This is a genomic window from Escherichia sp. E13S3 (assembly GCF_004212325.1).
Classification (GTDB): Bacteria; Pseudomonadota; Gammaproteobacteria; order Enterobacterales; family Enterobacteriaceae; genus Escherichia.
Map to the genome: position 1 here is coordinate 46,230 of NZ_RHJR01000002.1, position 24,012 is coordinate 70,241.

25 protein-coding genes are annotated in these 24,012 nt (G+C 50.4%); 12 read left to right on the plus strand and 13 right to left on the minus strand.

From position 1 onward, the window contains the following. The first annotated feature begins 13 nt into the window (after nucleotides 1-13). Together fumE and D9597_RS01430 are read left to right on the plus strand one after the other, a co-directional pair. Nucleotides 14-523 (plus strand): fumarase E, encoded by a 510-nt coding sequence (fumE, locus tag D9597_RS01425; protein ID WP_130221441.1) that lies wholly within the window; start codon nucleotides 14-16, stop codon nucleotides 521-523. Beyond that, complete coding sequence (locus D9597_RS01430) at nucleotides 520-1,233, plus strand: nucleoside/nucleotide kinase family protein (RefSeq protein WP_130221442.1); 714 nt, start codon at nucleotides 520-522, stop codon at nucleotides 1,231-1,233. The genes fumE and D9597_RS01430 overlap by 4 nt, the downstream gene beginning before the upstream one ends. Here D9597_RS01430 and D9597_RS01435 read toward each other — a convergent pair. The 5 genes from D9597_RS01435 to D9597_RS01455 are packed head-to-tail and all read right to left on the minus strand — an operon-like array spanning nucleotide 1,205 to nucleotide 4,281. Further along, a complete protein-coding gene (locus D9597_RS01435) occupies nucleotides 1,205-1,882 on the minus strand; it encodes a sulfate/molybdate ABC transporter ATP-binding protein (RefSeq protein ID WP_130221443.1) in 678 nt (225 codons plus the stop codon). The genes D9597_RS01430 and D9597_RS01435 overlap by 29 nt on opposite strands. Continuing rightward, nucleotides 1,876-2,553: an energy-coupling factor ABC transporter ATP-binding protein gene (locus D9597_RS01440; RefSeq protein WP_130221444.1), complete on the minus strand. Its 678-nt coding sequence runs from the start codon at nucleotides 2,551-2,553 to the stop codon at nucleotides 1,876-1,878. The genes D9597_RS01435 and D9597_RS01440 overlap by 7 nt, the downstream gene beginning before the upstream one ends. Next, on the minus strand, nucleotides 2,541-3,248 hold the full coding sequence (locus D9597_RS01445) for an energy-coupling factor transporter transmembrane component T (RefSeq protein ID WP_130221445.1): 708 nt from the start codon (nucleotides 3,246-3,248) through the stop codon (nucleotides 2,541-2,543). The genes D9597_RS01440 and D9597_RS01445 overlap by 13 nt, the downstream gene beginning before the upstream one ends. Next, a complete protein-coding gene (locus D9597_RS01450) occupies nucleotides 3,249-3,827 on the minus strand; it encodes an ECF transporter S component (RefSeq protein ID WP_024245982.1) in 579 nt (192 codons plus the stop codon). 22 nt (nucleotides 3,828-3,849) lie between these two features. Further along, nucleotides 3,850-4,281: a PPC domain-containing DNA-binding protein gene (locus D9597_RS01455; protein ID WP_130221446.1), complete on the minus strand. Its 432-nt coding sequence runs from the start codon at nucleotides 4,279-4,281 to the stop codon at nucleotides 3,850-3,852. 371 nt (nucleotides 4,282-4,652) lie between these two features. On the opposite strand from D9597_RS01455, the gene epd reads away from it, so the two are divergent. The 4 genes from epd to mscS all read left to right on the plus strand — a co-directional run bounded on the left by epd (nucleotide 4,653) and on the right by mscS (nucleotide 9,121). Continuing rightward, complete coding sequence (gene epd / locus D9597_RS01460; RefSeq protein ID WP_130221447.1) at nucleotides 4,653-5,672, plus strand: erythrose-4-phosphate dehydrogenase; 1,020 nt, start codon at nucleotides 4,653-4,655, stop codon at nucleotides 5,670-5,672. Nucleotides 5,673-5,721: 49 nt separating this feature from the next. Next, nucleotides 5,722-6,885 carry a phosphoglycerate kinase gene (gene pgk / locus D9597_RS01465; protein WP_130217997.1) on the plus strand — a complete coding sequence of 388 codons (1,164 nt, stop codon included), beginning with the start codon at nucleotides 5,722-5,724 and terminating at the stop codon, nucleotides 6,883-6,885. Between the two features lie 90 nt (nucleotides 6,886-6,975). Beyond that, nucleotides 6,976-8,055, plus strand: a complete 1,080-nt coding sequence (gene fbaA, locus D9597_RS01470; RefSeq protein ID WP_000034372.1) for a class II fructose-bisphosphate aldolase — start codon at nucleotides 6,976-6,978, stop codon at nucleotides 8,053-8,055. A 190-nt stretch (nucleotides 8,056-8,245) separates the two neighbouring features. After that, on the plus strand, nucleotides 8,246-9,121 hold the full coding sequence (gene mscS / locus D9597_RS01475; RefSeq protein ID WP_130217995.1) for a small-conductance mechanosensitive channel MscS: 876 nt from the start codon (nucleotides 8,246-8,248) through the stop codon (nucleotides 9,119-9,121). Between the two features lie 41 nt (nucleotides 9,122-9,162). Here the strand turns inward: mscS and dctP are convergent, their stop codons facing one another. Together dctP and D9597_RS01485 are read right to left on the minus strand one after the other, a co-directional pair. Next, complete coding sequence (dctP, locus tag D9597_RS01480) at nucleotides 9,163-10,206, minus strand: TRAP transporter substrate-binding protein DctP (RefSeq protein WP_130221581.1); 1,044 nt, start codon at nucleotides 10,204-10,206, stop codon at nucleotides 9,163-9,165. Nucleotides 10,207-10,260: 54 nt separating this feature from the next. After that, nucleotides 10,261-11,190 (minus strand): hypothetical protein, encoded by a 930-nt coding sequence (locus D9597_RS01485; RefSeq protein ID WP_130221448.1) that lies wholly within the window; start codon nucleotides 11,188-11,190, stop codon nucleotides 10,261-10,263. Between the two features lie 214 nt (nucleotides 11,191-11,404). Here D9597_RS01485 and argO point away from each other — a divergent pair, with 214 nt between their 5' ends. The 3 genes from argO (at nucleotide 11,405) to D9597_RS01500 (ending at nucleotide 13,940) form a co-directional block, all read left to right on the plus strand. Continuing rightward, nucleotides 11,405-12,040, plus strand: coding sequence for an arginine exporter ArgO (gene argO, locus D9597_RS01490; RefSeq protein WP_130217989.1), 636 nt, complete (start codon nucleotides 11,405-11,407; stop codon nucleotides 12,038-12,040). A 92-nt stretch (nucleotides 12,041-12,132) separates the two neighbouring features. After that, complete coding sequence (locus tag D9597_RS01495) at nucleotides 12,133-12,873, plus strand: oxidative stress defense protein (RefSeq protein ID WP_064529765.1); 741 nt, start codon at nucleotides 12,133-12,135, stop codon at nucleotides 12,871-12,873. Nucleotides 12,874-13,043: 170 nt separating this feature from the next. Continuing rightward, the gene (locus D9597_RS01500; protein WP_130221449.1) at nucleotides 13,044-13,940 is read left to right on the plus strand and encodes a LysR family transcriptional regulator; all 897 of its coding nucleotides are present in this window, start codon (nucleotides 13,044-13,046) and stop codon (nucleotides 13,938-13,940) included. Here the strand turns inward: D9597_RS01500 and scpC are convergent. From scpC to argP, 5 genes are all read right to left on the minus strand, one after another. Further along, nucleotides 13,937-15,415 carry a propionyl-CoA:succinate CoA transferase gene (scpC, locus tag D9597_RS01505; protein ID WP_130221450.1) on the minus strand — a complete coding sequence of 493 codons (1,479 nt, stop codon included), beginning with the start codon at nucleotides 15,413-15,415 and terminating at the stop codon, nucleotides 13,937-13,939. The two genes, D9597_RS01500 and scpC, sit on opposite strands and share 4 nt — an antisense overlap. Nucleotides 15,416-15,440: 25 nt before the next feature. After that, nucleotides 15,441-16,226: a methylmalonyl-CoA decarboxylase gene (gene scpB, locus D9597_RS01510; protein ID WP_130217985.1), complete on the minus strand. Its 786-nt coding sequence runs from the start codon at nucleotides 16,224-16,226 to the stop codon at nucleotides 15,441-15,443. A 10-nt stretch (nucleotides 16,227-16,236) separates the two neighbouring features. Then, a complete protein-coding gene (gene meaB / locus D9597_RS01515) occupies nucleotides 16,237-17,232 on the minus strand; it encodes a methylmalonyl Co-A mutase-associated GTPase MeaB (protein ID WP_130221451.1) in 996 nt (331 codons plus the stop codon). Beyond that, a complete protein-coding gene (scpA, locus tag D9597_RS01520; protein WP_130221452.1) occupies nucleotides 17,225-19,369 on the minus strand; it encodes a methylmalonyl-CoA mutase in 2,145 nt (714 codons plus the stop codon). Before scpA ends, meaB begins: the two co-directional genes overlap by 8 nt. 203 nt (nucleotides 19,370-19,572) lie before the next feature. Further along, nucleotides 19,573-20,466 carry a DNA-binding transcriptional regulator ArgP gene (gene argP / locus D9597_RS01525; protein WP_000828349.1) on the minus strand — a complete coding sequence of 298 codons (894 nt, stop codon included), beginning with the start codon at nucleotides 20,464-20,466 and terminating at the stop codon, nucleotides 19,573-19,575. A gap of 392 nt (nucleotides 20,467-20,858) precedes the next feature. On the opposite strand from argP, the gene rpiA reads away from it, so the two are divergent. The 3 genes from rpiA (at nucleotide 20,859) to D9597_RS01540 (ending at nucleotide 23,304) form a co-directional block, all read left to right on the plus strand. Further along, entirely contained in the window at nucleotides 20,859-21,518 is a 660-nt protein-coding gene (rpiA, locus tag D9597_RS01530; protein ID WP_000189743.1) for a ribose-5-phosphate isomerase RpiA, read from the plus strand. A gap of 254 nt (nucleotides 21,519-21,772) precedes the next feature. After that, complete coding sequence (gene serA / locus D9597_RS01535) at nucleotides 21,773-23,005, plus strand: phosphoglycerate dehydrogenase (protein WP_130217979.1); 1,233 nt, start codon at nucleotides 21,773-21,775, stop codon at nucleotides 23,003-23,005. 239 nt (nucleotides 23,006-23,244) lie between these two features. Then, on the plus strand, nucleotides 23,245-23,304 hold the full coding sequence (locus D9597_RS01540; protein ID WP_100635201.1) for a type I toxin-antitoxin system Ibs family toxin: 60 nt from the start codon (nucleotides 23,245-23,247) through the stop codon (nucleotides 23,302-23,304). 100 nt (nucleotides 23,305-23,404) lie between these two features. Here the strand turns inward: D9597_RS01540 and D9597_RS01545 are convergent, their stop codons facing one another. Continuing rightward, nucleotides 23,405-24,007 carry a 5-formyltetrahydrofolate cyclo-ligase gene (locus D9597_RS01545; RefSeq protein ID WP_130221453.1) on the minus strand — a complete coding sequence of 201 codons (603 nt, stop codon included), beginning with the start codon at nucleotides 24,005-24,007 and terminating at the stop codon, nucleotides 23,405-23,407. Nucleotides 24,008-24,012: the final 5 nt, after the last annotated feature.

Sequence of the window (24,012 nt, forward strand, 5' to 3'; positions counted from 1 at the left end):
TATCGGAAGACGAATGGCGACGCTGACAGAAGATGATGTGCTTGAGCAACTGGATGCACAGGACAATTTATTGTCATTTATGAAAACTGCGCATTCTATTTTGCTCCAGGGGATACGCCAGTTTCTGCCGTCGCTGTTTGTCGATAACGATGAAGAGATCGTCGAATATGCAGTGAAGCCGTTACTCGCCCAAAGCGGCCCGCTTGACGATATTGATGTTGCGCTGCGTTTGATTTATGCGCTGGGGAAAATGGATAAATGGCTGTACGCCGATATCACGCACTTTTCCCAGTTCTGGCATTACCTGAACGAACAGGATGAAACGCCCGGATTTACCGATGATATAACCTGGGATTTTATCAGTAATGTCAACAGTATAACCCGCAATGCGACGCTCTACGATGCGTTAAAAGCGATGAAGTTCGCCGATTTCGCCGTCTGGTCAGAGGCGCGTTTTAGCGGGATGGTCAAAACGGCGCTGACGCTGGCAGTAACGACAACTTTAAAGGAATTAACGCCGTGAAAATCGAACTGACGGTGAATGGACTAAAGGTACAGGCGCAGTACTCTGATGATGAAATTGAGAATGTACATAAACCGCTACTGCGTATGCTGGCGGCCTTACAGGCGGTAAATCCGCAGCGACGTACGGTGGTTTTTCTTTGCGCTCCGCCGGGGACGGGTAAATCTACCTTAACTACCTTCTGGGAATATCTCGCGCAACAAGACCCTGAATTACCCGCTATCCAGACGCTCCCGATGGATGGTTTTCACCATTACAATAGCTGGCTGGATGCGCATCAATTGCGCCCCTTCAAAGGCGCACCAGAGACATTCGACGTTGCGAAACTGGCGGAAAATCTGTGCCAGGTAGTGGAAGGGGATTGTACGTGGCCGCAGTACGATCGACAAAAGCATGATCCTGTTGAAGATGCGTTGCACGTTACCGCACCACTCGTCATCGTCGAAGGAAACTGGTTGTTGCTGGACGACGAGAAGTGGTGCCAGCTTGCGCAATTTTGTGATTTCTCGATCTTTATCAACGCGCCAGCTACTGCGTTGCGGGAACGACTGGTGGGGCGAAAGCTGGCGGGAGGGTTATCGCTGGCAGACGCAGAAGCTTTTTATGACCGTACCGACGGGCCGAATGTTCGCAGGGTGCTTGAAGAGAGTCTGCCTGCAAATTTGACCTTAATGATGACCGCTACGGGTGAATATCGTCTGGTGGATTAACATCCTTCACTACACCGCCTTCCAGTCGCACCACACGAGAGAAATGACGCCGGGTAAATGCGGCGTCATGACTGATTGCTACGACGCTTGTGCCTTGCTGGCGGCACTTTTCCAGCCAGCTTTCAAACACGCTCAACCAATTTTCGTCAAAATCCCGACTCGGCTCGTCCAGCAGCAATAGTGGCGGAGAGAGTGCTTCCAGGCAGGCGACGGCGACCATCCGTCGCTGCGCACTGTGCAGATCTAACGGATGCGCACTGGCAACATCTGCTAACTGACAGCATTGCAGGGCAGCATTGGTACGTTGAGTGATTTCATCCGCCGGGCATTTTTGTAGTTTCAAACCAAATGCGATCTCGTCGGCGACGGTGCTGTGAAACAGTTGGTTTTCCGCTTCCTGAAACAGTACGCCAATCTTTGCCGCGCGCTGGCGGTTTTTCAGGTTTTTCATCGCCTGTTGTTGCAGCATAACCGTACCGGCTGTGGGCGTAAGAAGACCTGCCATTACTCGTAACAGTGTCGATTTTCCCGCGCCATTGTCGCCGGTCAGCGCCAACCATTCACCTTGTTTGAGTTGCAGAGAAATGTCGCAAAGACAATCCGTTACCGCACCTGGCCAGCGATAAGTTACCTGATTTAACGTTAACATAATGGCTGGAGCGCTCCGTTTTGCAGGTGCCACGCCTGCTGGCAGTAGTTCAGGAAAGGCGTGCGATGACGTTCAAAAAGAATAATCAGCGAACCACGTTCAAACGCCCAGTGTTGTAAGCGCTGCAACAGCATTTCGCTGGCCTGCGGCGTCAGGCGGCTAAAGGCTTCATCAAGAATTAAGAGCTTTGGCTGCATCGCGATGGCGCAGGCAACGACCACGCGCTGTGTCTCTCCACCGGAGAGTGTTGTCGGGTGACGATGGCGCAACGGCTGGCACTCGGTCAGAGTCAGGGCGGCATCAATCCGCGCCATAATCTCTTCTTCAGCAAGACACAGATTTTCTGGCCCAAAGGCAACTTCTTCTTCCACGCTAAAGGTACAGCCGGAGAGTTGCAAATAGGGCGATTGCTGGACAAGCTGGATAGTGGCGGATTGCTCATTAAGCGGGAGATGTCCAATGGGCGTACCGAGAAGCGTCCCCGTGCCGGCTATCTCTCCTGGCAGAAAGTCCGGATACCAGCCCGCCATCAGCTGTGCCAGCGTACTTTTGCCACTGCCGTTGTCACCAAAGATGGCGACCATCCCCGGTTTGGCATAGTGAAAGTCATAACAGAACGGAGGATGCGTTGAGTGTGTCGGGCAATAGCGAAACTGTTCTAACGTAACCATATCCACACTCCGAATTCAGCCAGCATTAGCAAGATCATGGCGTAACGTGCTACGCGTTGTAGGGTGCTATCGGCTGGTGCCCATAACGTAGTGCGCCTATTGTTGATTCGAAATGCCCGCATATCCAGCGCCGCACCACGGACAGCCAGATCGTTAAGCGCATTGTGTGTTAGCGGAATAATTAACGCGGGCATCGCACGTAAACGCTGATACCAGCCCTCATCCAGCGGCACGCCGCGGGCGCGCTGCGCCTCATGAATAATCGCTAATTGCCGTTTTAACTGCTCAACGACCAACAACGGCCCGGCGAACAGATAAGCGACGCCCGGCGGCAGGCGAGAAGCAAACAGAGCGCGGATAAAATGTTGCACGGGGACGAATTGCATCCACAACTGCGAGGTTGAAACAATCGCCAGAATCCGCAACCAGAGCGTAATGGCATACGTCCAACGTTCCGGCGAACGCGGCGTGCCGCTAAGCCATTCTGTTAGCCAGCCACCGTGTACCAGCCACAGCCCGGCTCCCAGTGAGAACATCAGCCAGGCGACATATTTTGCCCGCCGCCGCGTGGCCTTTAGCGCAATAAGGCAGAAAAAGGTCGCCGCGCTATAGACTGGCAATATTGTCTGTGTGGGCAGGATAAACGTGGTGCAGGCCGCCAATGCCCACAGTGTTAATGAGGTAAATGGATGCATTTAGCGCACAGCAGCCATTGCCGGGAAATGCCGCGTGGTGCGAATCGGCAGTTGTCGGAGCAAAAGCCAGACAATCACTGCTGTAAGAATTTTATCGACCAGGTTTGCGCCTATCACCGTAATCGCCACCGACTCCACCAGGTTTTGCCCCATAGAGTGCATCCAGGCAACGAACAAATCGGCTCCGCTTCCTGTCACGCCGCCGAACAGCGCAGTACGCAGCGGTACAGCGACGACCGTTACCGCAAGCGTAATAATCACGCCGCTGACAACGACTTTTGGCAGAGTGCGAAACCAACCCGCCCGCGCCAGCCAACCGGCGATCAGGCCGATGACCATCGCGACGGGCGCAAATGCGGCGGCGATCGGGTCAGTTAGCAATCCCCAGAGTAAATTGGTCAGTAAGCCGGTCAACATGCCAATAACCGGGCCAAGTAGTACCGCGCTAATGAGCGTACCGATTGAGTCGAGAAAAATAGGTAATTTAACCATGCTGGCCAGTTGCCCGCCGATCATATTGATGGCGATAGAGATAACGATCAACACCAGTGCCTGACTGGAAAAGTGGCGACGCGCCATAAGAAAACCTCTCTGCAAATAGTTATTTAACGGGGGAAATATGCAACTCGTCGTAACCAGAAAGCGCGCAAGGTTGGCGGCTAAACGCCAGTTCCTCAAGGCTGCCGATCACCAGTTCAAGCGTGGTCCGCACGGTACAGCCGGACATCATATGACCGCCAAGCATCGCGCCGCGTGGGTCAGAAACGCAGAGATGAAGATGCTCGCCAGTGTGTTCCAGCGTGCCGTTCAGTGCGATCACTTCGAACTTACCGCTTAGTAGGGCCGTGTTTTCTTGCCCGGCATAGCGTAAGGCGACGTCAGTCAGACTGCCGGTACAACCTGCAATCCACGCGGCGTGGAGTTGCTGTTGCTGCGCGAAGGCGCGTAATTGGGAGAGAACTTCCTGCCCGGGGAGCAGGCGCAGCGCGTAAAAGCGTGCGGAGGAAGAATATGGGTAGGGCAATGTCATCATTGGAGTACTCCGAAACTCGGACGTATTGCGGATAATATCGACGCTGCATCAGTCATATTCTGATATAAGTCAGGGTTTGTGACGGCACAACGAAAAGATTTTGCTACGCTTATTCGTGATTCTGCAAAGTGGAATAAATTCCAACGCATCAGGCCGGAAAACGTGACGCAAGTCAGATAATTGTCTTCTTTGACTGGACAATCATTCCTTTTATTCCATGTTTCGCTTATCCTAGCTGAAGCGTTTCAGTCGATTAAATGTTCGACAATTAACCAATCAGTCGCAGTTTGCGACAGGTAAGGTTTCCCCGAACGATTTGCTGGATTACTCTGTCTGGCAAATTTGCTCAGGGAAAGCCTTGCAGGAGATCTATGACCGTACGCGTAGCGATAAATGGCTTCGGTCGCATCGGGCGTAATGTGGTTCGTGCTTTGTATGAATCAGGACGCCGTGCGGAAATTACCGTGGTGGCAATCAACGAACTGGCGGATGCTGCGGGCATGGCGCATTTGTTGAAATATGACACCAGTCATGGCCGTTTTGCATGGGAAGTCCGTGAGGAACGTGATCGACTTTTTGTTGGTGATGATGCCATCCGCCTATTGCATGAACGTTCACTGCAATCGCTTCCCTGGCGTGAACTAGGCGTTGATGTGGTTCTCGACTGCACCGGCGTATATGGCACCCGCGAGCATGGCGAAGCGCACATTGCCGCCGGGGCCAAAAAAGTGCTCTTTTCACATCCTGGCAGTAACGATCTCGACGCGACCGTTGTTTACGGCGTCAATCAGGATCAACTTCGTGCGGAACACCGCATCGTTTCTAACGCTTCCTGTACCACGAATTGCATAATTCCTGTCATCAAATTGTTGGATGATGCGTACGGTATTGAGTCCGGCACTGTGACCACAATTCACTCCGCCATGCACGATCAACAGGTTATTGATGCATACCATCCTGACCTGCGCCGCACCCGGGCAGCCAGCCAGTCGATCATTCCGGTCGATACCAAACTGGCCGCCGGTATCACACGATTTTTTCCGCAATTTAATGATCGCTTTGAAGCGATTGCGGTACGTGTGCCAACCATAAATGTGACGGCAATCGATTTAAGCGTGACGGTGAAGAAACCTGTAAAAGCCAATGAAGTCAACCTGTTGCTGCAAAAAGCAGCACAAGGTGCATTTCATGGTATAGTTGACTATACGGAATTACCGTTGGTCTCTGTAGATTTTAACCACGATCCGCACAGTGCCATTGTCGATGGCACCCAAACCCGGGTCAGTGGCGCACACCTGATCAAAACGTTGGTCTGGTGCGATAACGAATGGGGCTTTGCTAACCGAATGCTCGACACGACGTTAGCTATGGCTACTGTTGCTTTCAGGTAAGACGCAAGCAGCGTCTGCAAAACTTTTAGAATCAACGAGAGGATTCACCATGTCTGTAATTAAGATGACCGATCTGGATCTTGCTGGGAAACGTGTATTTATCCGTGCGGATCTGAACGTACCAGTAAAAGACGGGAAAGTAACCAGCGACGCGCGTATCCGTGCTTCTCTGCCAACCATCGAACTGGCCCTGAAACAAGGCGCAAAAGTGATGGTAACTTCCCACCTGGGTCGTCCTACCGAAGGCGAGTACAATGAAGAATTCTCTCTGCTGCCGGTTGTTAACTACCTGAAAGACAAACTGTCTAACCCGGTTCGTCTGGTTAAAGATTACCTCGACGGCGTTGACGTTGCTGAAGGTGAACTGGTTGTTCTGGAAAACGTTCGCTTCAACAAAGGCGAGAAGAAAGACGACGAAACCCTGTCCAAAAAATACGCTGCACTGTGTGACGTGTTCGTAATGGACGCATTCGGTACTGCTCACCGCGCGCAAGCTTCTACTCACGGTATCGGTAAATTCGCTGATGTTGCGTGCGCAGGCCCGCTACTGGCAGCTGAACTGGACGCGCTGGGTAAAGCACTGAAAGAACCTGCTCGCCCGATGGTGGCTATCGTTGGTGGTTCTAAAGTTTCTACTAAACTGACCGTTCTCGACTCCCTGTCTAAAATCGCTGACCAGCTGATCGTAGGTGGTGGTATCGCTAACACCTTTATCGCGGCACAAGGCCACGATGTGGGTAAATCTCTGTACGAAGCTGACCTGGTTGACGAAGCAAAACGTCTGCTGACCATCTGCGACATCCCGGTTCCGTCTGACGTTCGCGTAGCGACTGAGTTCTCTGAAACCGCTCCGGCTACTCTGAAATCTGTTAACGATGTGAAAGCTGACGAGCAGATCCTGGATATCGGTGATGCTTCCGCTCAGGAACTGGCTGAAATCCTGAAGAATGCGAAAACCATTCTGTGGAACGGTCCGGTTGGCGTGTTCGAATTCCCGAACTTCCGCAAAGGTACTGAAATCGTGGCTAACGCTATCGCAGACAGCGAAGCGTTCTCCATCGCTGGCGGCGGCGACACTCTGGCAGCAATCGACCTGTTCGGCATTGCTGACAAAATCTCCTACATCTCCACTGGCGGCGGCGCATTCCTCGAATTCGTGGAAGGTAAAGTACTGCCTGCAGTAGCGATGCTCGAAGAGCGCGCTAAGAAGTAAAAAATCACAGGGCAGGGAAACCTGCCCTTGTTGCAGCGCGCTTTTAAAGCACGCACTTTTTCTACAGCCCGACGATACAGGACAAGAGACATGTCTAAGATTTTTGATTTCGTAAAACCTGGCGTAATCACTGGTGATGACGTACAGAAAGTTTTCCAGGTAGCAAAAGAAAACAACTTCGCACTGCCAGCAGTAAACTGCGTCGGTACTGACTCCATCAACGCCGTACTGGAAACCGCTGCTAAAGTTAAAGCGCCGGTTATCGTTCAGTTCTCCAACGGTGGTGCTTCCTTTATCGCTGGTAAAGGCGTGAAATCTGACGTTCCGCAGGGCGCTGCTATCCTGGGTGCGATCTCTGGTGCGCATCACGTTCACCAGATGGCTGAACACTATGGTGTTCCGGTTATCCTGCATACCGACCACTGCGCGAAGAAACTGCTGCCGTGGATCGACGGTCTGCTGGACGCGGGTGAAAAACACTTCGCTGCTACCGGTAAGCCGCTGTTCTCTTCTCACATGATTGACCTGTCTGAAGAATCTCTGCAAGAGAACATCGAAATCTGCTCTAAATACCTGGAGCGCATGTCCAAAATCGGCATGACTCTGGAAATCGAACTGGGTTGCACCGGTGGTGAAGAAGACGGCGTGGACAACAGCCACATGGACGCTTCTGCACTGTACACCCAGCCGGAAGACGTTGATTACGCATACACCGAGCTGAGCAAAATCAGCCCGCGTTTCACCATCGCAGCGTCCTTCGGTAACGTACACGGTGTTTACAAGCCGGGTAACGTTGTTCTGACTCCGACCATCCTGCGTGATTCTCAGGAATATGTTTCTAAGAAACACAACCTGCCGCACAACAGCCTGAACTTCGTATTCCACGGTGGTTCCGGTTCTACTGCTCAGGAAATCAAAGATTCCGTAAGCTACGGTGTAGTTAAAATGAACATCGATACTGACACCCAATGGGCGACCTGGGAAGGTGTTCTGAACTACTACAAAGCGAACGAAGCTTACCTGCAGGGCCAGCTGGGCAACCCGAAAGGCGAAGATCAGCCGAACAAGAAATACTACGATCCGCGCGTATGGCTGCGTGCCGGTCAGACTTCGATGATCGCTCGTCTGGAAAAAGCATTCCAGGAACTGAACGCGATCGACGTTCTGTAAGATATTCCTTTCTGCTTATCTCAAGGCCCGCTCTGCGGGTCTTTTTTTCGCCAAAAGCAAGGTGATGTACTTAAGAAATCTGTGATCTATTTGGCAAAATTATGCTTTATTGTTTACCCTTGTCAGACTGCCCGTCGTAAGGCGGCGGAGTATGTTTCTCCAATTTAAGTCAGTTGAAAAGGAATATTGAATGGAAGATTTGAAAGTTGTCGATAGCATAAACGGCGCAGGATCCTGGTTGGTAAATAACCAGGCGCTGTTGCTGAGTTATGCTGTAAACATCGTGGCGGCACTCGCGATCATCATCGTTGGTTTGATTATCGCGCGGATGATTTCCAACGCGGTGAATCGCCTGATGATCTCCCGTAACATAGATGCCACCGTTGCTGATTTTCTTTCTGCATTAATCCGTTACGCAATTATCGCCTTTACGTTAATTGCAGCACTGGGCCGCGTGGGCGTACAAACCGCATCGGTCATTGCCGTACTCGGTGCCGCAGGTTTAGCTGTAGGTCTGGCCTTGCAGGGTTCACTGTCTAACCTGGCTGCTGGCGTTTTGCTGGTTATGTTCCGCCCGTTCCGTGCAGGAGAATATGTTGACCTCGGCGGCGTTGCTGGTACTGTGCAGAGTGTGCAGATTTTCTCCACCACCATGCGTACCGCAGACGGTAAAATAATTGTTATTCCGAACGGTAAAATTATTGCCGGTAATATTATTAACTTCTCTCGTGAGCCGGCGCGCCGTAACGAATTTATTATTGGCGTAGCGTATGATTCTGATATCGATCAGGTTAAGCAGATCCTGACCGATATTATTCAGTCCGAAGATCGTATTTTAAAAGATCGTGAAATTACCGTACGCCTGAACGAACTTGGCGCATCGTCGATTAATTTCGTCGTTCGTGCCTGGAGCAACAGTGGCGATCTGCAAAACGTGTACTGGGATGTGCTGGAACGTATTAAACGTGAATTTGATGCTGCTGGTATCAGCTTCCCGTATCCGCAAATGGATGTGAACTTTAAGCGGGTGAAAGAAAATAAAGAGAGCGAAGCGGTAACACGTTAATCATGTGAAGCGCCCATGAAGTTCATGGGCGCACTACCAATTTAACGCATTGTTTCATCTAGTATATTGGCAACTTTTTGCATGACTTCCTCAGCATTGTCTACTCCTTCAGCTTTCTGCTTTTCTACCCACTGAGTTTGCTCTTGCTGATAACCAATTGCTTTCTGCCAGGCGTCCAGCTCTGATTTTTTCAGATAGCGAACTTGTGCACCTTCCTGCTCAAGCGTTTTTACCATGCTGATCAGGTTGTCATCTAATGCCTTGCCCAGCGCTTTCTCGGTTGTAATGGCTGCTCGTTGAATCGCCTCACGATCTCTTTTATCAAGGTTTTCCCACGTTTGTTTATTCATTACCAGCAGATAGACATGACCAAGCCAGAGAGAAGGGGAGAGCAACACATTCGGCGCAGCACGTTCAGCATGGATGTCATATCCGCTATCAAGATTGACCATTAAGCCATCGAGTTTTCCCTCGCGGATTGCTGTCGTAATTTGCTCATTCCACGGTAAGGTTACGGTTTTTGCTCCCGTATGAGTTAAATAAGCCCGATGCCAGAAACTGGCTGTTCGCCAGGTGGTTCCCTGAAGCACAGTCAATTTATCAATGGGCCTGGTAGAGAAAAAACCTACCGGGTAGCCAAGGAAAAACTGTAAATTCACGATATTGTTACGCTCAAGTTCAGCGTTAAACTCAGGTATTTCTGCATAAACGCGATGAAAAAATTCTACCTGACTGGCTCCATGATCCGGGCCAATAGCAAAGCTCTTGAAGATTTGATGAAGCGGCAATTGTTTCGCTGTGTATTCCGGCACCACGATACCCATATCAGCTTTACTGCCATCGCTTATCGTCGCCAGTGCATCATAGCTGATGGCGGTTTCACCGTTCCAGTGTGGTTCGATTTTCAAACGCCCCTGAGATTCTTTTTCAATTTCGGCAAAAAATGTATTTTGAATTAGCTGGGTACGCATTCCGCCATAAGGTTCATGATCGGTATAGCGTAGAATTTTTTCTGCGGCAAAATTGGGTGTAGATATCAGAAGTGATCCTGATAACACAGAGAGTAAGAATGGTTTGAATATCATGTCAGTTCCTTCTGTAATTTTATTTGTCGTCATTAATATTAAAAGCTGTAAACTTTAACAACTAAAATCAAACTTCATATTTTTAAAGTCCAGCCAGGCATTACCCGCACCAAAATTATACCCGCCGAAATACTCCTCAAACTCAATATAATAAGGCGACATTTCGTTTGGTATAGACTGCACGGGCGCCATTGAACCACCGAGATGATCAAGCTGATGAGCGCTATGCCACTGGTGAGTTTCATATTTACTCTTTCCCTCTGCATCTTTAGAACAATAATGAATGGACTGATATTCCGTATTATTTCTTTCTGTGGGGCTAATTCCCGCATTAGGATCAAAAGCGCGCGGCTCGCATGAAATCGCCAGATTGAAAGCCAGTGACTGCTCAGGAATGGTGCCCATTTTACGGTATACAAAATTGCTTTCAGGCGTATCTTTTGGCCTGACGTTAGCCTGAAAATAACTAAACGCACTGCCAATAGTCAGCCATTCTGGCGTATCTTGCTGGTCACGATAGTGGTTAGGTATAAGTTCAGGTGGCTCACAAAATGGGCCGTTGAACTCGTGCTGGGTGAGTAAAATTACCGCATAAGAACAGCCTAATATATCTTCCATCCGAAATAGCCGTGGATGTCGTTGCTTTTCTGCCTGCCAGAAAACATAAAGGTCTGGATCTTTGGGTGGGGTGCAGGATTCAAAATTCTCAAACACATCCAATATTTCTTCTGTACAGGGTGTTCCGCCATCGTTGTGCTCGGGCGCAACAGCAAAGAAAGATAACGCGACAATTTCTGGCCCATAAATCCGATAATCTTCCGGCAACAGCAGGGTAAATCCATGATTCAGTGGGAAACCATTATTTGGATCCAGCGGCCACTGTTCGGGCGTTATGCCTGGCGGTAGGCCAAAGCACCAACCTTGTTGGCGCGGCATATTTTCGTGGATAGGGTAGGGGAGAAGAGTGAGATCATAGGCTTGCATAGTGTTAGTCCTTTACAACGCTAGCAGGAAAGAGAGCCATAACGCCGTTTATGTTATGGGGAATGATGAGATCTTTATCCTAAAATCAGTTACCGAATAGAATTATTTATTTTTTTATTAAAATTATTTATATGCTATTAGCATTATAAATTTTATCTAATAACAATCCCGCGCTATAGTCTCTTTATCAGATAATTAGTTCGGAATGTTCAACGTGTTTTCTTATTATTTTCAAGGTCTTGCACTTGGTGCTGCTATGATTCTACCGCTTGGCCCGCAAAATGCTTTTGTGATGAATCAGGGCATTCGCCGTCAGTACCACATTATGATTGCTTTGCTCTGCGCGATAAGCGATTTGGTCCTGATTTGCGCCGGGATTTTTGGTGGTAGCGCGTTATTGATGCAGTCACCGTGGTTGCTGGCGCTGGTGACCTGGGGCGGTGTGGCCTTCTTGCTGTGGTATGGCTTTGGTGCTTTTAAAACGGCGATGAGCAGCAATATTGAGCTGGTTAGTGCTGAAGTGATGAAGCAGGGACGTTGGAAAATTATTGCCACTATGCTGGCAGTAACCTGGCTGAATCCGCATGTTTACCTGGATACCTTTGTGGTATTGGGCAGTCTGGGCGGGCAACTTGAGCCAGATCCCAAACGTTGGTTTGCGCTCGGGACGATCAGTGCCTCTTTCCTGTGGTTTTTTGGTCTGGCGTTATTAGCCGCCTGGCTGGCGCCGCGTTTGCGTACCGCCAAAGCGCAGCGCATTATCAATCTCGTGGTGGGCTGCGTTATGTGGATTATCGCCCTACAACTGGCGAAAGAGGGTGTTGCTCATGCACAAGCCTTGTTCAGTTAGGCGCTATCTGATGGAAAAATAAAACAGAGACGCTAAGCTTGCCTCCAGAGGTCCTGAATTTTGGGCAAGTCAATTAACACGGAGAGACTAACGTGAAGTTCAAAGTTATCGCCCTGGCGGCATTGATGGGTTTCAGCGGGATGGCTGTGCAGGCCAATGAACTACCGGATGGTCCGCACATTGTCACTTCAGGAACGGCAAGCGTTGATGCGGTGCCAGATATCGCTATTCTTGCTATTGAAGTTAACGTGACGGCGAAGGACGCCGCTTCTGCCAAGAAGCAGGCGGATGAGCGTGTCGCGCAATATATTTCTTTCCTTGAACTCAATCAGATCGCGAAAAAAGATATCAGTTCCGCGAATTTGCGTACCCAGCCAGACTACGATTACCAGGATGGTAAAAGTATTCTGAAAGGCTATCGTGCCGTGAGAACGGTGGAAGTCACGCTTCGTCAGTTAGACAAACTGAATTCCTTGCTGGATGGCGCGCTGAAGGCCGGACTCAACGAAATTCGTTCTGTGTCGTTGGGCGTGGCACAGCCAGATGCCTATAAAGACAAAGCGCGTAAGGCAGCGATTGATAACGCGATTCATCAGGCTCAGGAGCTGGCGAACGGCTTTAATCGCAAACTGGGGCCGGTATATAGCGTGCGCTACCATGTTTCCAATTATCAGCCCAGCCCAATGGTACGCATGATGAAAGCCGATGCCGCACCGGTTTCCGCCCAGGAAACTTACGAGCAGGCCGCTATTCAGTTTGATGATCAGGTCGATGTGGTCTTCCAGTTAGAACCAGTGGATCAACAACCCGCTAAAACACCTGCCGCACAATAATACTTGTAGCCCGACTCATTTGTCGGGCTAATGTCTTTATCTGATATCGCCTCTTTTTTCTGTAATTTTCTGTAAAACCATGACGCAAGCACCTATCTTTGCTTGCGATTTCATTAAGGATTAACTTACTGAAACGGTTAAGCGGACAGGGATGTTTGGAGGAAGCGGCGATGGATATTTTTATTTCGAAAAAGATGCGCAATTTTATTTTATTAGCGCAAACCAATAATATTGCCCGAGCGGCAGAAAAGTTACATATGACTGCTTCGCCGTTCGGCAAAAGTATTGCCGCGCTAGAGGAGCAAATTGGTTATACATTATTTACCCGTAAAGATAATAACATCAGCCTTAATAAAGCCGGGCAGGAGCTTTATCAAAAGCTTTTCCCGGTTTACCAACGGCTTTCTGCTATCGATAATGAAATTCATAATTCTGGACGTCGTTCTCGTGAAATTGTGATTGGTATCGATAATACCTATCCGACGATTATTTTTGATCAGTTAATTAGCCTGGGTGATAAGTACGAAGGCGTGACGGCCCAGCCGGTTGAATTCAGCGAAAATGAGGTTATCGACAATCTCTTCTATCGTCAGCTTGATTTTATTATCTCTCCGCAGCATGTTTCCGCTCGTGTACACGGGTTGGATAATCTAACAATGAGTAAACTGCCGCCGCTGCGACTGGGGTTTCTCGTTTCTCGCCGTTATGAAGAGCGTCAGGAGCAGGAGTTATTACAGGAGTTGCCCTGGTTACAGATGCGCTTTCAAAACCGTGCTAATTATGAAGCGATGATAGATTCGAACATGCGCCCTTGTGGGATCAATCCAACAATTATTTATCGCCCATACAGTTTTATGGCCAAAATTAGCGCCGTTGAGCACGGACATTTTCTTACGGTGATCCCACATTTTGCATGGCGGCTGGTGAACCCAGCTACGTTGAAATATTTTGATGCACCGCATACGCCAATGTATATGCAGGAATACCTTTATTCACTGAAAAATCATCGCTACACCGCCACGCTGCTACAGCAAATTGCTGAAGATCGTGACGGTACGAGCGATTAACCCAGCATTGAGCCCGTTTCGATCAAATTACGATGCAGATCGAAAACGTGGCTAAGATCGTGGTGAATATGCCCGCCGGGTGCATTCTCCAGATAGCGGTGCAGATAGTCACGGTACATCGGATGTGCGCAGTTATCGATGATAGTGCGCGCGCGCTGAAGTGGAGAGAGGCCACGCAAGTCGGCGATCCCTTGTTCTGTGATGATCACTTTCACGCTGTGTTCGCTGTGATCAACATGGCTGCACATAGGCACGACGGTTGAGATCTTGCCTTCTTTAGCAATCGACGGCGCCATAAAGATCGACAGATACGCGTTGCGTTCAAAATCACCGCTACCGCCGATACCATTCATTAAATTAACGCCGAATACGTGCGTTGAGTTGGCGTGTCCGTAAATATCAAACTCGAGGCCGACATTCAGAGCGATAACACCAAGGCGGCGGATAATTTCTGGGTTATTGGAAATCTCTTGCGGACGTAACACAATGCGACTGGCGAAGTAATCCATATTGGCGTAAATCTTGCGCAGTGAATCGGCAGAAATTGTCAGACTGGAGGCGCTGGCCCCGGTAATTTTGCCGGTTTCCAGAAGATGAACCACAGACTCCTGTAGCACTTCTGAATACATCATAAACGGAGGAATTTCCGGGTTTTCCCCCAGACGCGCCATTACCGCATTATTGATGTTGCCTACCCCGCTTTGCAGTGGCAGAAATTCCCGCGGAATGCGCCCCTGCGCCATTTCGCGCAACAAGAAGGTGACCACATTGTCGGCGATTTGCTGGCACATAGGATTTTGTTTATCCAGCGAGTTGCCTGCATCAGGTAAGTTGGTTTCCACGACGGCGACAATTTTTTTCGGATCGATTTGTACATAACGGGTACCGACGCGATCCATCGCATGGAAGATCGACACGCTATTGCGCCGCGGTGGTGCGCCTGGAGTCACAATATCCGCCAGTTCTGCAACGCGCGGATCGTGATAATGATTGAGTTCAATGATCACTTTCTTTGCACGCAGCAACCAGGTTGGGGCATTACCGATCCCACTGGTTAACCAGACGCGCCCATCCGGAGCGAGGGCTGAGGCTTCAATTACCGCAACATCGATGTCGCCGAAAAAGCCGTAGTTGACCATTTGCGCAACTTCGCTCAAATGCAGATCAACAAAACTAACCGATCCCTGATTGATCTTTTTACGTAATCCCGATGATGTCTGGTATGGCGCGCGCCATGAAACGGCGTCAGCTTCAGAGAGTATGTCATCGGCGGCGGCGCTAATCGACGCTCCGGTCAGCAGGCGAATTTGATACGGTTTTTTCGCCTCATGTTGTTCATTGGCGCGACGGGCAATGGCGACAGGAAGTGCCTTGGGCGAACCCGCAGGGGTAAAACCACTGAATGCCACCATATCGTTGTGCTGGATAATTTCCGCCGCTTCATCGGCGGTCATCCTTGTCCGGGTAATATTCATCCTTTGCTCCTTAGTTCGTGGATCATTAATGACCGACGAAATTAGGTTTACGTTTTTCCAGGAAGGCGTTCATACCTTCCTGATAATCTTCGCTGTCATAAACCGCCCGGCGCATCCCTTGAATACGTTCAAATTCATCTGAATTCATGGTGTGCGCTTCACCCAACACACGCAGCTCTTCCTTGATTACTGCGATGGCTAACGGTGCTTTTTCGGAAATGTGGTGAGCCATTTGTAAGGTGAAATCTTCCAGTTCATCGGCCTCAACAACGTGGTTGAGAATGCCAACAGCCAGCGCGCGTTGAGCGGTGATTGGCGAAGCGGTAAAAATCAGCTCTTTGACAATGTGGAAGCCCGCGTCACGAGTCAGGTTGTGGATCCCCACCAGGTTATACGGTACGCCCAGGTTGACTGGCGTCATTGAGAAGGTAGAAGTACTGGCGGCGATGATCAGATCAGAGCTCATGATCATTTCAAATGCGCCACCCCAGACGCTACCTTCGACCATCGAAATTACCGGTTTGGGGCATTTTTGGATCACGCGGGTAATTTGACGTAGCGGATCATCGTAAGAGAGCGGATCGCGGCCTCCTGACGGCAACTCATGAATGTCGTGACCTGCGGAAAAGACTTTGGAACCACCTGGGGCGCGCAGAATGATGCAGCGGATTTCTGGACGATTGAGATCGTTTAATGCCTGAATCAGGTCATCAATAAAGACTTTACTTAACGCATTGAGTTTGCGGGCATAGTTAAACTCAATGACCGCCACTTTGTTGATGATGGCTACATTAACATACTGATAAGACATAAAAATTCCCTTAATTAAAATACTGAGTCTGGATAAAATCACTGAGCTGCCGCAAACCTGTGCGCGGCGAGAGCATATTATTTTTGACCGCTAATAGCGTTTGGCTGTAATAGCGATCGAAATCTTCATTAGTGAACAGGTGGTGCAGCACCTCTTCTTCGGTCTGTTTACGCAGCCATTCCACCGATTGTTGTTGCCGCACCTGTTGTAAACGACCGCTGGTAGTCAGTGCGGTTTTGAAATCGATAATTGCGCGCCATATCTCATCGATACCGCATTTTTCCAGAGCACTACAGGTGAGGACCTGTGGCTGCCATTCGTCATATTTGCGGCGCAGAATATGCAGAGCGCTTTCGTACATATGGCGGGTAATGGCGACATTCGTGTGGTTATCACCATCATCTTTGTTGATGACAATCAGATCTGCCATCTCCATCAAACCCTTTTTAATGCCCTGGAGATCATCGCCGCCACCGGCAATCTGTAGCGAGATAAAGCAGTCCACCATGCGGGCGACTTCCGTTTCTGACTGCCCGACGCCGACGGTTTCAACGATCACCACGTCATAACCCGCCGCTTCACATAACAGCATTAACTCCCGCGCCCGCTGGCTGGCGCCGCCAAGGTGACCAGATGACGGAACCGGGCGAATAAACGCTGCATCGGCACGCGCCAGTTCGGTCATACGAGTCTTATCCCCAAGGATGCTGCCACCGGTCACTGGGCTGCTGGGATCGACGGCAATCACTGCGACCTTAAGCCCCTGGCGAATCAGTAACATGCCAAAGGCTTCAAGAAAGGTACTTTTTCCTGCTCCTGGCGTGCCGGTAACGCCCAGTCGCAGGGCGTTACCACAAAACGGCATGATGGCATCAAGCAGTTGAGTGCTGAGTGCCTGATGGCGAGGGTGACGGCTCTCAACCAGCGTCATGGCCTGAGCGAGCGTGGCTCGCTCACCCAGACGCAGGCGTCGAATGCTGTCTGCCAGCGTGGCTTCGTTAATCATGATGTTGGCTAATCCGGTTCAGCACATCACGCACGCTGTCAAGCATGGGAGTTCCAGGACCGTAAATCGCTGCCACGCCACGCTCTTGCAGGAAGGCATAATCTTGCGGCGGAATAACGCCACCGGCGACCACGCAAATATCTTCGCGCCCCCATTTTTTCAGGGCTTCAACCAGTTCCGGGATCAGCGTTTTATGTCCTGCTGCAAGCGAGGATGCGCCCACCACATGAACGTCGTTTTCCACTGCCAGGCGGGCGATCTCTTCCGGCGTGGAGAACATGGGACTCAAATCAACGTCGAAACCAAGATCGGAATAGGCGCTGGCAATGACTTTCGCTCCGCGATCGTGTCCATCTTGTCCCATTTTGGCGATCAGAATGCGCGGGCGACGACCATTGTCGGCAAGGAACAGCTCCGTTTGCGCAACAATGGCATCAAACTCGAAGGCTGATTTTTCCGACTGATGATAGCTTTGCGCAATGACGCCGGTAACACACTGGCTCGGTACCAGATAACGGTCAAAAGCGGCTTCCAGCGCATCGGATATTTCACCCAGCGTCGCGCGAACGCGAGCCGCATTAACAGCGGCAGCCAGCAGGTTTTCGTTATGCTGTGCAGCGTGAGTCAGAGCGTTCAATGCGGCGGTTACGGCGGCATCATCACGGGTGGCGCGAATGCGTTCCAGCGAAGCAATTTGCTCGTTACGCACCATCACGTTGTCGATTTCAAGGACATCAGTTTCATCTTCGTGATCCAGTTTGTACTTGTTGACGCCGACGATCACGCGTTTGCCCTGGTCGATCAACGACTGTTCACGAGCAGACGCTTCTTCGATCATCCTTTTTGGCAGACCTGCTTCGATCGCCTTCGCCATGCCTCCGGCTTCGTCGATCTGATCAATGATGACTCTGGCCTGTTTCACGATCTGATCGGTTAGTGACTCAACGTAATAAGAACCGGCCAGCGGATCGACGGTGCGACAGAGTTCAGACTCTTCCTGAATAATGATCTGGGTGTTACGGGCAATACGAGCCGAAAAATCGGTCGGCAAACCAAGCGCTTCATCAAAGGCATTTGTATGCAGCGACTGGGTTCCGCCAAGGGTAGCTGCCAACGCTTCAATGGTGGTGCGGATAACGTTGTTATACGGATCCTGTTCGGTGAGACTCCAGCCGGAGGTTTGACAGTGGGTGCGTAGCGCCAGCGATTTCGGATCTTTAGCACCAAACCCGCTTACTGCTTCGCTCCAGAGATAGCGTGCGGCGCGCAGCATGGCGACGTTCATAAACAGGTCTATGCCGATACCAAAGAAGAACGACAGGCGCGGGGCGAAGTCATCAATTTTTAAGCCAGCAGAGAGAGCTGCTTTGATGTACTCAATCCCATCGGCGAGAGTAAACGCCACCTGTTGCACACAGTTCGCACCGGCTTCGCCCATGTGGTAGCCGCTGATGCTAATGGTATTGAAGCGCGGCATATTGCCTGAACACCAGGCGATAATGTCAGCGATAATGCGCATAGAAGGTTTCGGTGGGTAAATATAGGTATTGCGGCAGAGGTACTCTTTGAGGATATCGTTCTGAATTGTACCCGTCAGTTTATCGGGGGGAACGCCTTGCTCTTCTGCCGCCACGATATAAAAGGCCATCACTGGCAGGACTGCGCCGTTCATGGTCATCGAAACCGACATTTTATCCAGCGGGATTTGGTCGAAGAGCACCTTCATATCTTCTACGGTGTCGATAGCGACGCCCGCTTTGCCAACATCGCCCGCCACGCGCGGGTTATCGGAGTCGTAGCCACGGTGGGTGGCAAGGTCAAACGCCACGGAAAGACCTTTTTGCCCGGCAGCCAGGTTACGGCGATAAAAAGCGTTGGACTCTTTGGCGGTCGAGAAACCGGCATACTGACGGATGGTCCACGGTTGGGCGGTATACATGGTGGCGCGGGGACCACGAACATAGGGCGGCAAGCCAGGAAGGGTACCGGTCACTTCCAGATTGTCGAGATCGGCTTCGGTATACAGTGGCTTGATGGCGATCCCTTCCGCCGTTTGCTGAACCAGTGAGTCGACGGTTTTCTCCCGACGGCTCAACTCCTTGTTGGCAAGCTGTTGCCACTCTTGCACGTTTGACATTATTTGCTCCATAAAACGCAATAAAAATGAGGGTGTTTGCGCTTACGGTGAGCTTTTTATACGGGTTTGTCGCCAGCAAAAAAAATGGAATGGGGCGTCGTTTTTTGCCGTGTGAGATTTGTCTGTTTTGTGACTTTATTCAAAGAATAAAAAAGAAAAAAAGAAAAACGCCTGATATGTGCTACCAGGCGTTAACTGATTGATTAATCCTGACGAAGCACTTTGTGACCATAGTCGAGCAAAGCATCAGTGACTTTACGCATCATGCGGCTTTCTGGGGCAAAGCGATGCCAGTAAAGCATTCGCCGTTGGAACAGCCCGGGCGTCAGATCAATCAACTCTCCGCTGGCCAATTCTTTTTCAATTTGCAGGTGTGGGATCATACAGCAGGTTGTACCCTGGCGAGCGAGCTGCACGAAGGCTTCGGACGAGTTAACGATATGGCACGGTACGCTACCTGGCGGCAGATCGAAGTTTTGCTGCAAAAATGCCTGGTGCATATCGTCAAGATGGTCAAACGCGACTACTGGTGCTTTGAGCAGCGCAGAACGGCTTACTCCGTTGGGGAAGTATTTCTCGGCAAACGGTTTGGAGCTAACGAACAGATAGTCGAGCGCGCCAAGTTTATCGACCAGGCAACTGGGCAGCGCCTGATGCTGAATACTCACCGCGCCGACCACTTCACCTCGACGCAGACGCTCCTGGGTGCGAGTTTCATCTTCCACCTGTAAGTTCAGGCGAATAGGCGAATCAGCCAGTACAGGAGCCAGTGCCGGAAGCAACCAGGTTGCCAGACTGTCGGCGTTGACTGCCAGCGAGAGCAGTAGTGGGGTGGAACCGGTTTGTTCATCGCCCAGCCACTCTTCTTCCAGCAGCTCGACCTGGCGAAGCAGTGCCAGTAATTTTTGCCCTTGTTCTGTCGGGCGCGGGGGAACCGTTCGCACCAACAGCGGCTGCCCGAACATATTTTCCAGCTGCTTAATGCGCTGTGAGACGGCTGATTGCGTAATGCACAATTTCTGTGCCGCGCGCTCAAATCCTCGTTCACGTATCACCGCATCCAGTGCCTGTAATGTCCTGTAGTCCGGGCGTTTCATTGCTTTAACCTGCTCCTCAAATTTTCTTATGCCGAACTATGACATAATTTTGCTTTGGGTACAGAGTATTTAACGCATACAAAAGCGGTCATAGTGGACATTTTGGTTGGCAATACCGTGCTTTCTAAACCTTTGTGAAGTACCTGGGCCGTGTGTTGTAAAGGTTGGTTTATCGGCCAATAATCCCATTGCGTCTGCGCGGGAGAACGGAGAGTTGGTGCAACGGTTTATGCTGTGGAGCTGAATATTAGGCCCTTTGTCTATCTTTTTCCTGAAGAGCAACATTGCCCGTTATTTTATGGATGAGTTAACCACGCGGCTTGCCAACGGGGTCTGAATCGCTTTTTTTGTATATAATGCGAGTGAAATTTCATACCACAGGCGAAACGATCATGACGCAGGATGAATTGAAAAAAGCAGTAGGATGGGCGGCACTTCAGTATGTTCAGCCCGGCACCATTGTTGGTGTAGGTACAGGTTCCACCGCCGCACACTTTATTGACGCGCTCGGTACAATGAAAGGCCAGATTGAAGGGGCCGTTTCCAGTTCAGATGCTTCCACTGAAAAACTGAAGAGCCTCGGCATTCACGTTTTTGATCTCAACGAAGTCGACAGCCTTGGCATCTACGTTGATGGCGCAGATGAAATCAACGGCCACATGCAGATGATCAAAGGCGGCGGTGCGGCGCTGACCCGTGAAAAAATCATTGCTTCGGTTGCGGAAAAATTTATCTGTATTGCAGACGCTTCCAAGCAGGTTGATATTCTGGGCAAATTCCCGCTGCCAGTAGAAGTTATCCCGATGGCACGTAGTGCAGTGGCGCGCCAGCTGGTGAAACTGGGCGGTCGTCCGGAATACCGTCAGGGTGTGGTGACCGATAATGGCAACGTGATCCTCGACGTCCACGGCATGGAAATCCTTGACCCGATCGCGATGGAAAACGCTATAAATGCGATTCCTGGCGTGGTGACCGTTGGCTTGTTTGCTAACCGTGGCGCGGACGTTGCGCTGATTGGCACACCTGACGGTGTCAAAACCATTGTGAAATGATCTGACGGGGGAACCTCCCCCGTTAAAAAAATTCTCTTCATTAAATTTGGTGACATGTGTCACGTTTTTACCAGGCTATTGTCGATTGCTCTAAATAAATCCTCTAAACCAGCATATTCATCCAAGAAATACCTTTGCGTGATATTTCCTCAACATCGCGACGCAAACGTTCATATTGCCGCAATATTATTTTTTGATATGTTGAAAGGCGGACGCAAATCCGCACACAACATTTCAAAGACAGGATTGGGTAAATGGCAAAGGTATCGCTGGAGAAAGACAAGATTAAGTTTCTGCTGGTAGAAGGCGTGCATCAAAAGGCGCTCGAAAGCCTTCGTGCGGCAGGTTACACCAACATCGAATTTCACAAAGGCGCGCTGGATGATGAACAATTAAAAGAATCCATCCGCGATGCCCACTTCATCGGCTTGCGATCCCGTACCCATCTGACCGAAGACGTGATCAATGCTGCTGAAAAACTGGTCGCTATTGGCTGTTTCTGCATTGGGACCAACCAGGTTGATTTGAATGCTGCGGCAAAACGCGGGATCCCGGTATTTAATGCCCCGTTTTCAAATACGCGTTCCGTTGCTGAGTTGGTGATTGGCGAACTTCTGCTGCTATTACGCGGAGTGCCGGAAGCCAACGCCAAAGCGCACCGTGGCGTATGGAACAAGCTGGCCGCAGGTTCTTTTGAAGCGCGCGGCAAAAAGCTGGGCATTATTGGTTATGGTCATATTGGTACGCAACTGGGCATTCTGGCGGAATCGCTGGGGATGTATGTTTACTTCTATGATATTGAAAACAAACTGCCTTTGGGCAACGCCACTCAGGTGCAACATCTTTCCGACCTGCTGAATATGAGCGATGTAGTGAGTCTGCATGTGCCAGAGAATGCGTCTACCAAAAATATGATGGGCGCGAAAGAGATCTCGCTGATGAAGCCGGGCTCGCTACTGATTAACGCTTCGCGCGGAACGGTGGTTGATATTCCGGCGCTGTGTGACGCGCTGGCGAGCAAACATCTGGCGGGGGCGGCAATCGACGTATTTCCGACGGAACCGGCGACCAACAGCGATCCATTTACCTCTCCGCTGTGCGAATTCGACAACGTCCTTCTGACGCCACACATTGGCGGTTCAACTCAGGAAGCACAGGAGAATATCGGCCTGGAAGTTGCGGGCAAATTAATCAAGTACTCTGACAATGGCTCCACACTCTCTGCGGTGAACTTCCCGGAAGTCTCGCTGCCGTTGCATGGTGGACGCCGTCTGATGCACATTCACGAAAACCGCCCGGGCGTGCTGACTGCGCTGAACAAAATATTTGCCGAGCAGGGCGTCAACATTGCCGCGCAATATCTGCAAACTTCTGCCCAGATGGGTTACGTCGTTATTGATATTGAAGCTGACGAAGACGTTGCTGAAAAAGCGTTACAGGCCATGAAAGCTATTCCGGGTACTGTTCGCGCCCGTCTGCTGTACTAATTTTCCTTCTCTGACAATCAACGGGCAGGTCACTGACTTGCCCGTTTTTTTATCCTTTTTACCGCGCTAATTACGGCATTTGCATCGCTGTGTAATCGCCTTTGCGAGCCTGCTCGAAGAAATAAATTAAAGCCAGATCAATGCGTTGTGTTTATTCAAAGAGGATTTACGATGACGGGGCAGCGCAGGGCTGTAACGGTAAAGCCCTCACCGAAGCGAGGGCTTAAAGGAGAAGGGTTATGATGCGACTTGTCATCATACTGATTGTACTGTTACTCATAAGTTTGCCAGCTTATTAACAGTCAGTCTCAGGGGAGGAGCAATCCTCCCTTACCCTTACTCACTAAATTAGGTCAAAGAATCAACGATGTCAATCAGGGCGATGCAGGTGTGTCGCCCTCACCACTCCCAGATTTTCGATGGCGTAACCACCGCAGGCAGCGGGACGTCCCATTCTTCTACGGGGAGTTTTTCCACCAACTGGCAATCATGGGCATAACCTACTGGCTGCATGTTGTAGTGCTGCCAGTTTTGCAATGTCCGATCATAAAATCCACCGCCCATTCCGAGGCGTTGACCGAACTCATCAAAGGCGACCAGCGGTGTTATCAGGACGTCTAATCGGGAAAGGGGTAGCACGTCACGCACGTCCAGTTTTGGTTCGTGGATCTTCAACCTGTTCATCACCAGTTCACTCTTAGGATGGTAATTCAGGAACAGTAAATTACCGGCACTAAAGGGATGTAAAACTGGAAGATACACGCGCTTACCTGCGCGCCAGAGTTGTTCTATGAGCGGCTGGGTGTCGAGTTCGCCATCAAAAGAGAGAAATACAGCGACCGTATGCGCCATCACAACAGGGGGATAATTCATCATCCGCATGGCAGCCAGCTGGCCCATTTCACGTTGTTGCTCCGGCGTTAACGCACGACGACGCTGCCGAATCATTTTACGGATTTCTTGTCGGGATAATGTCAGTGGGAATTCTGGTAGTTGCGTCATGGCTG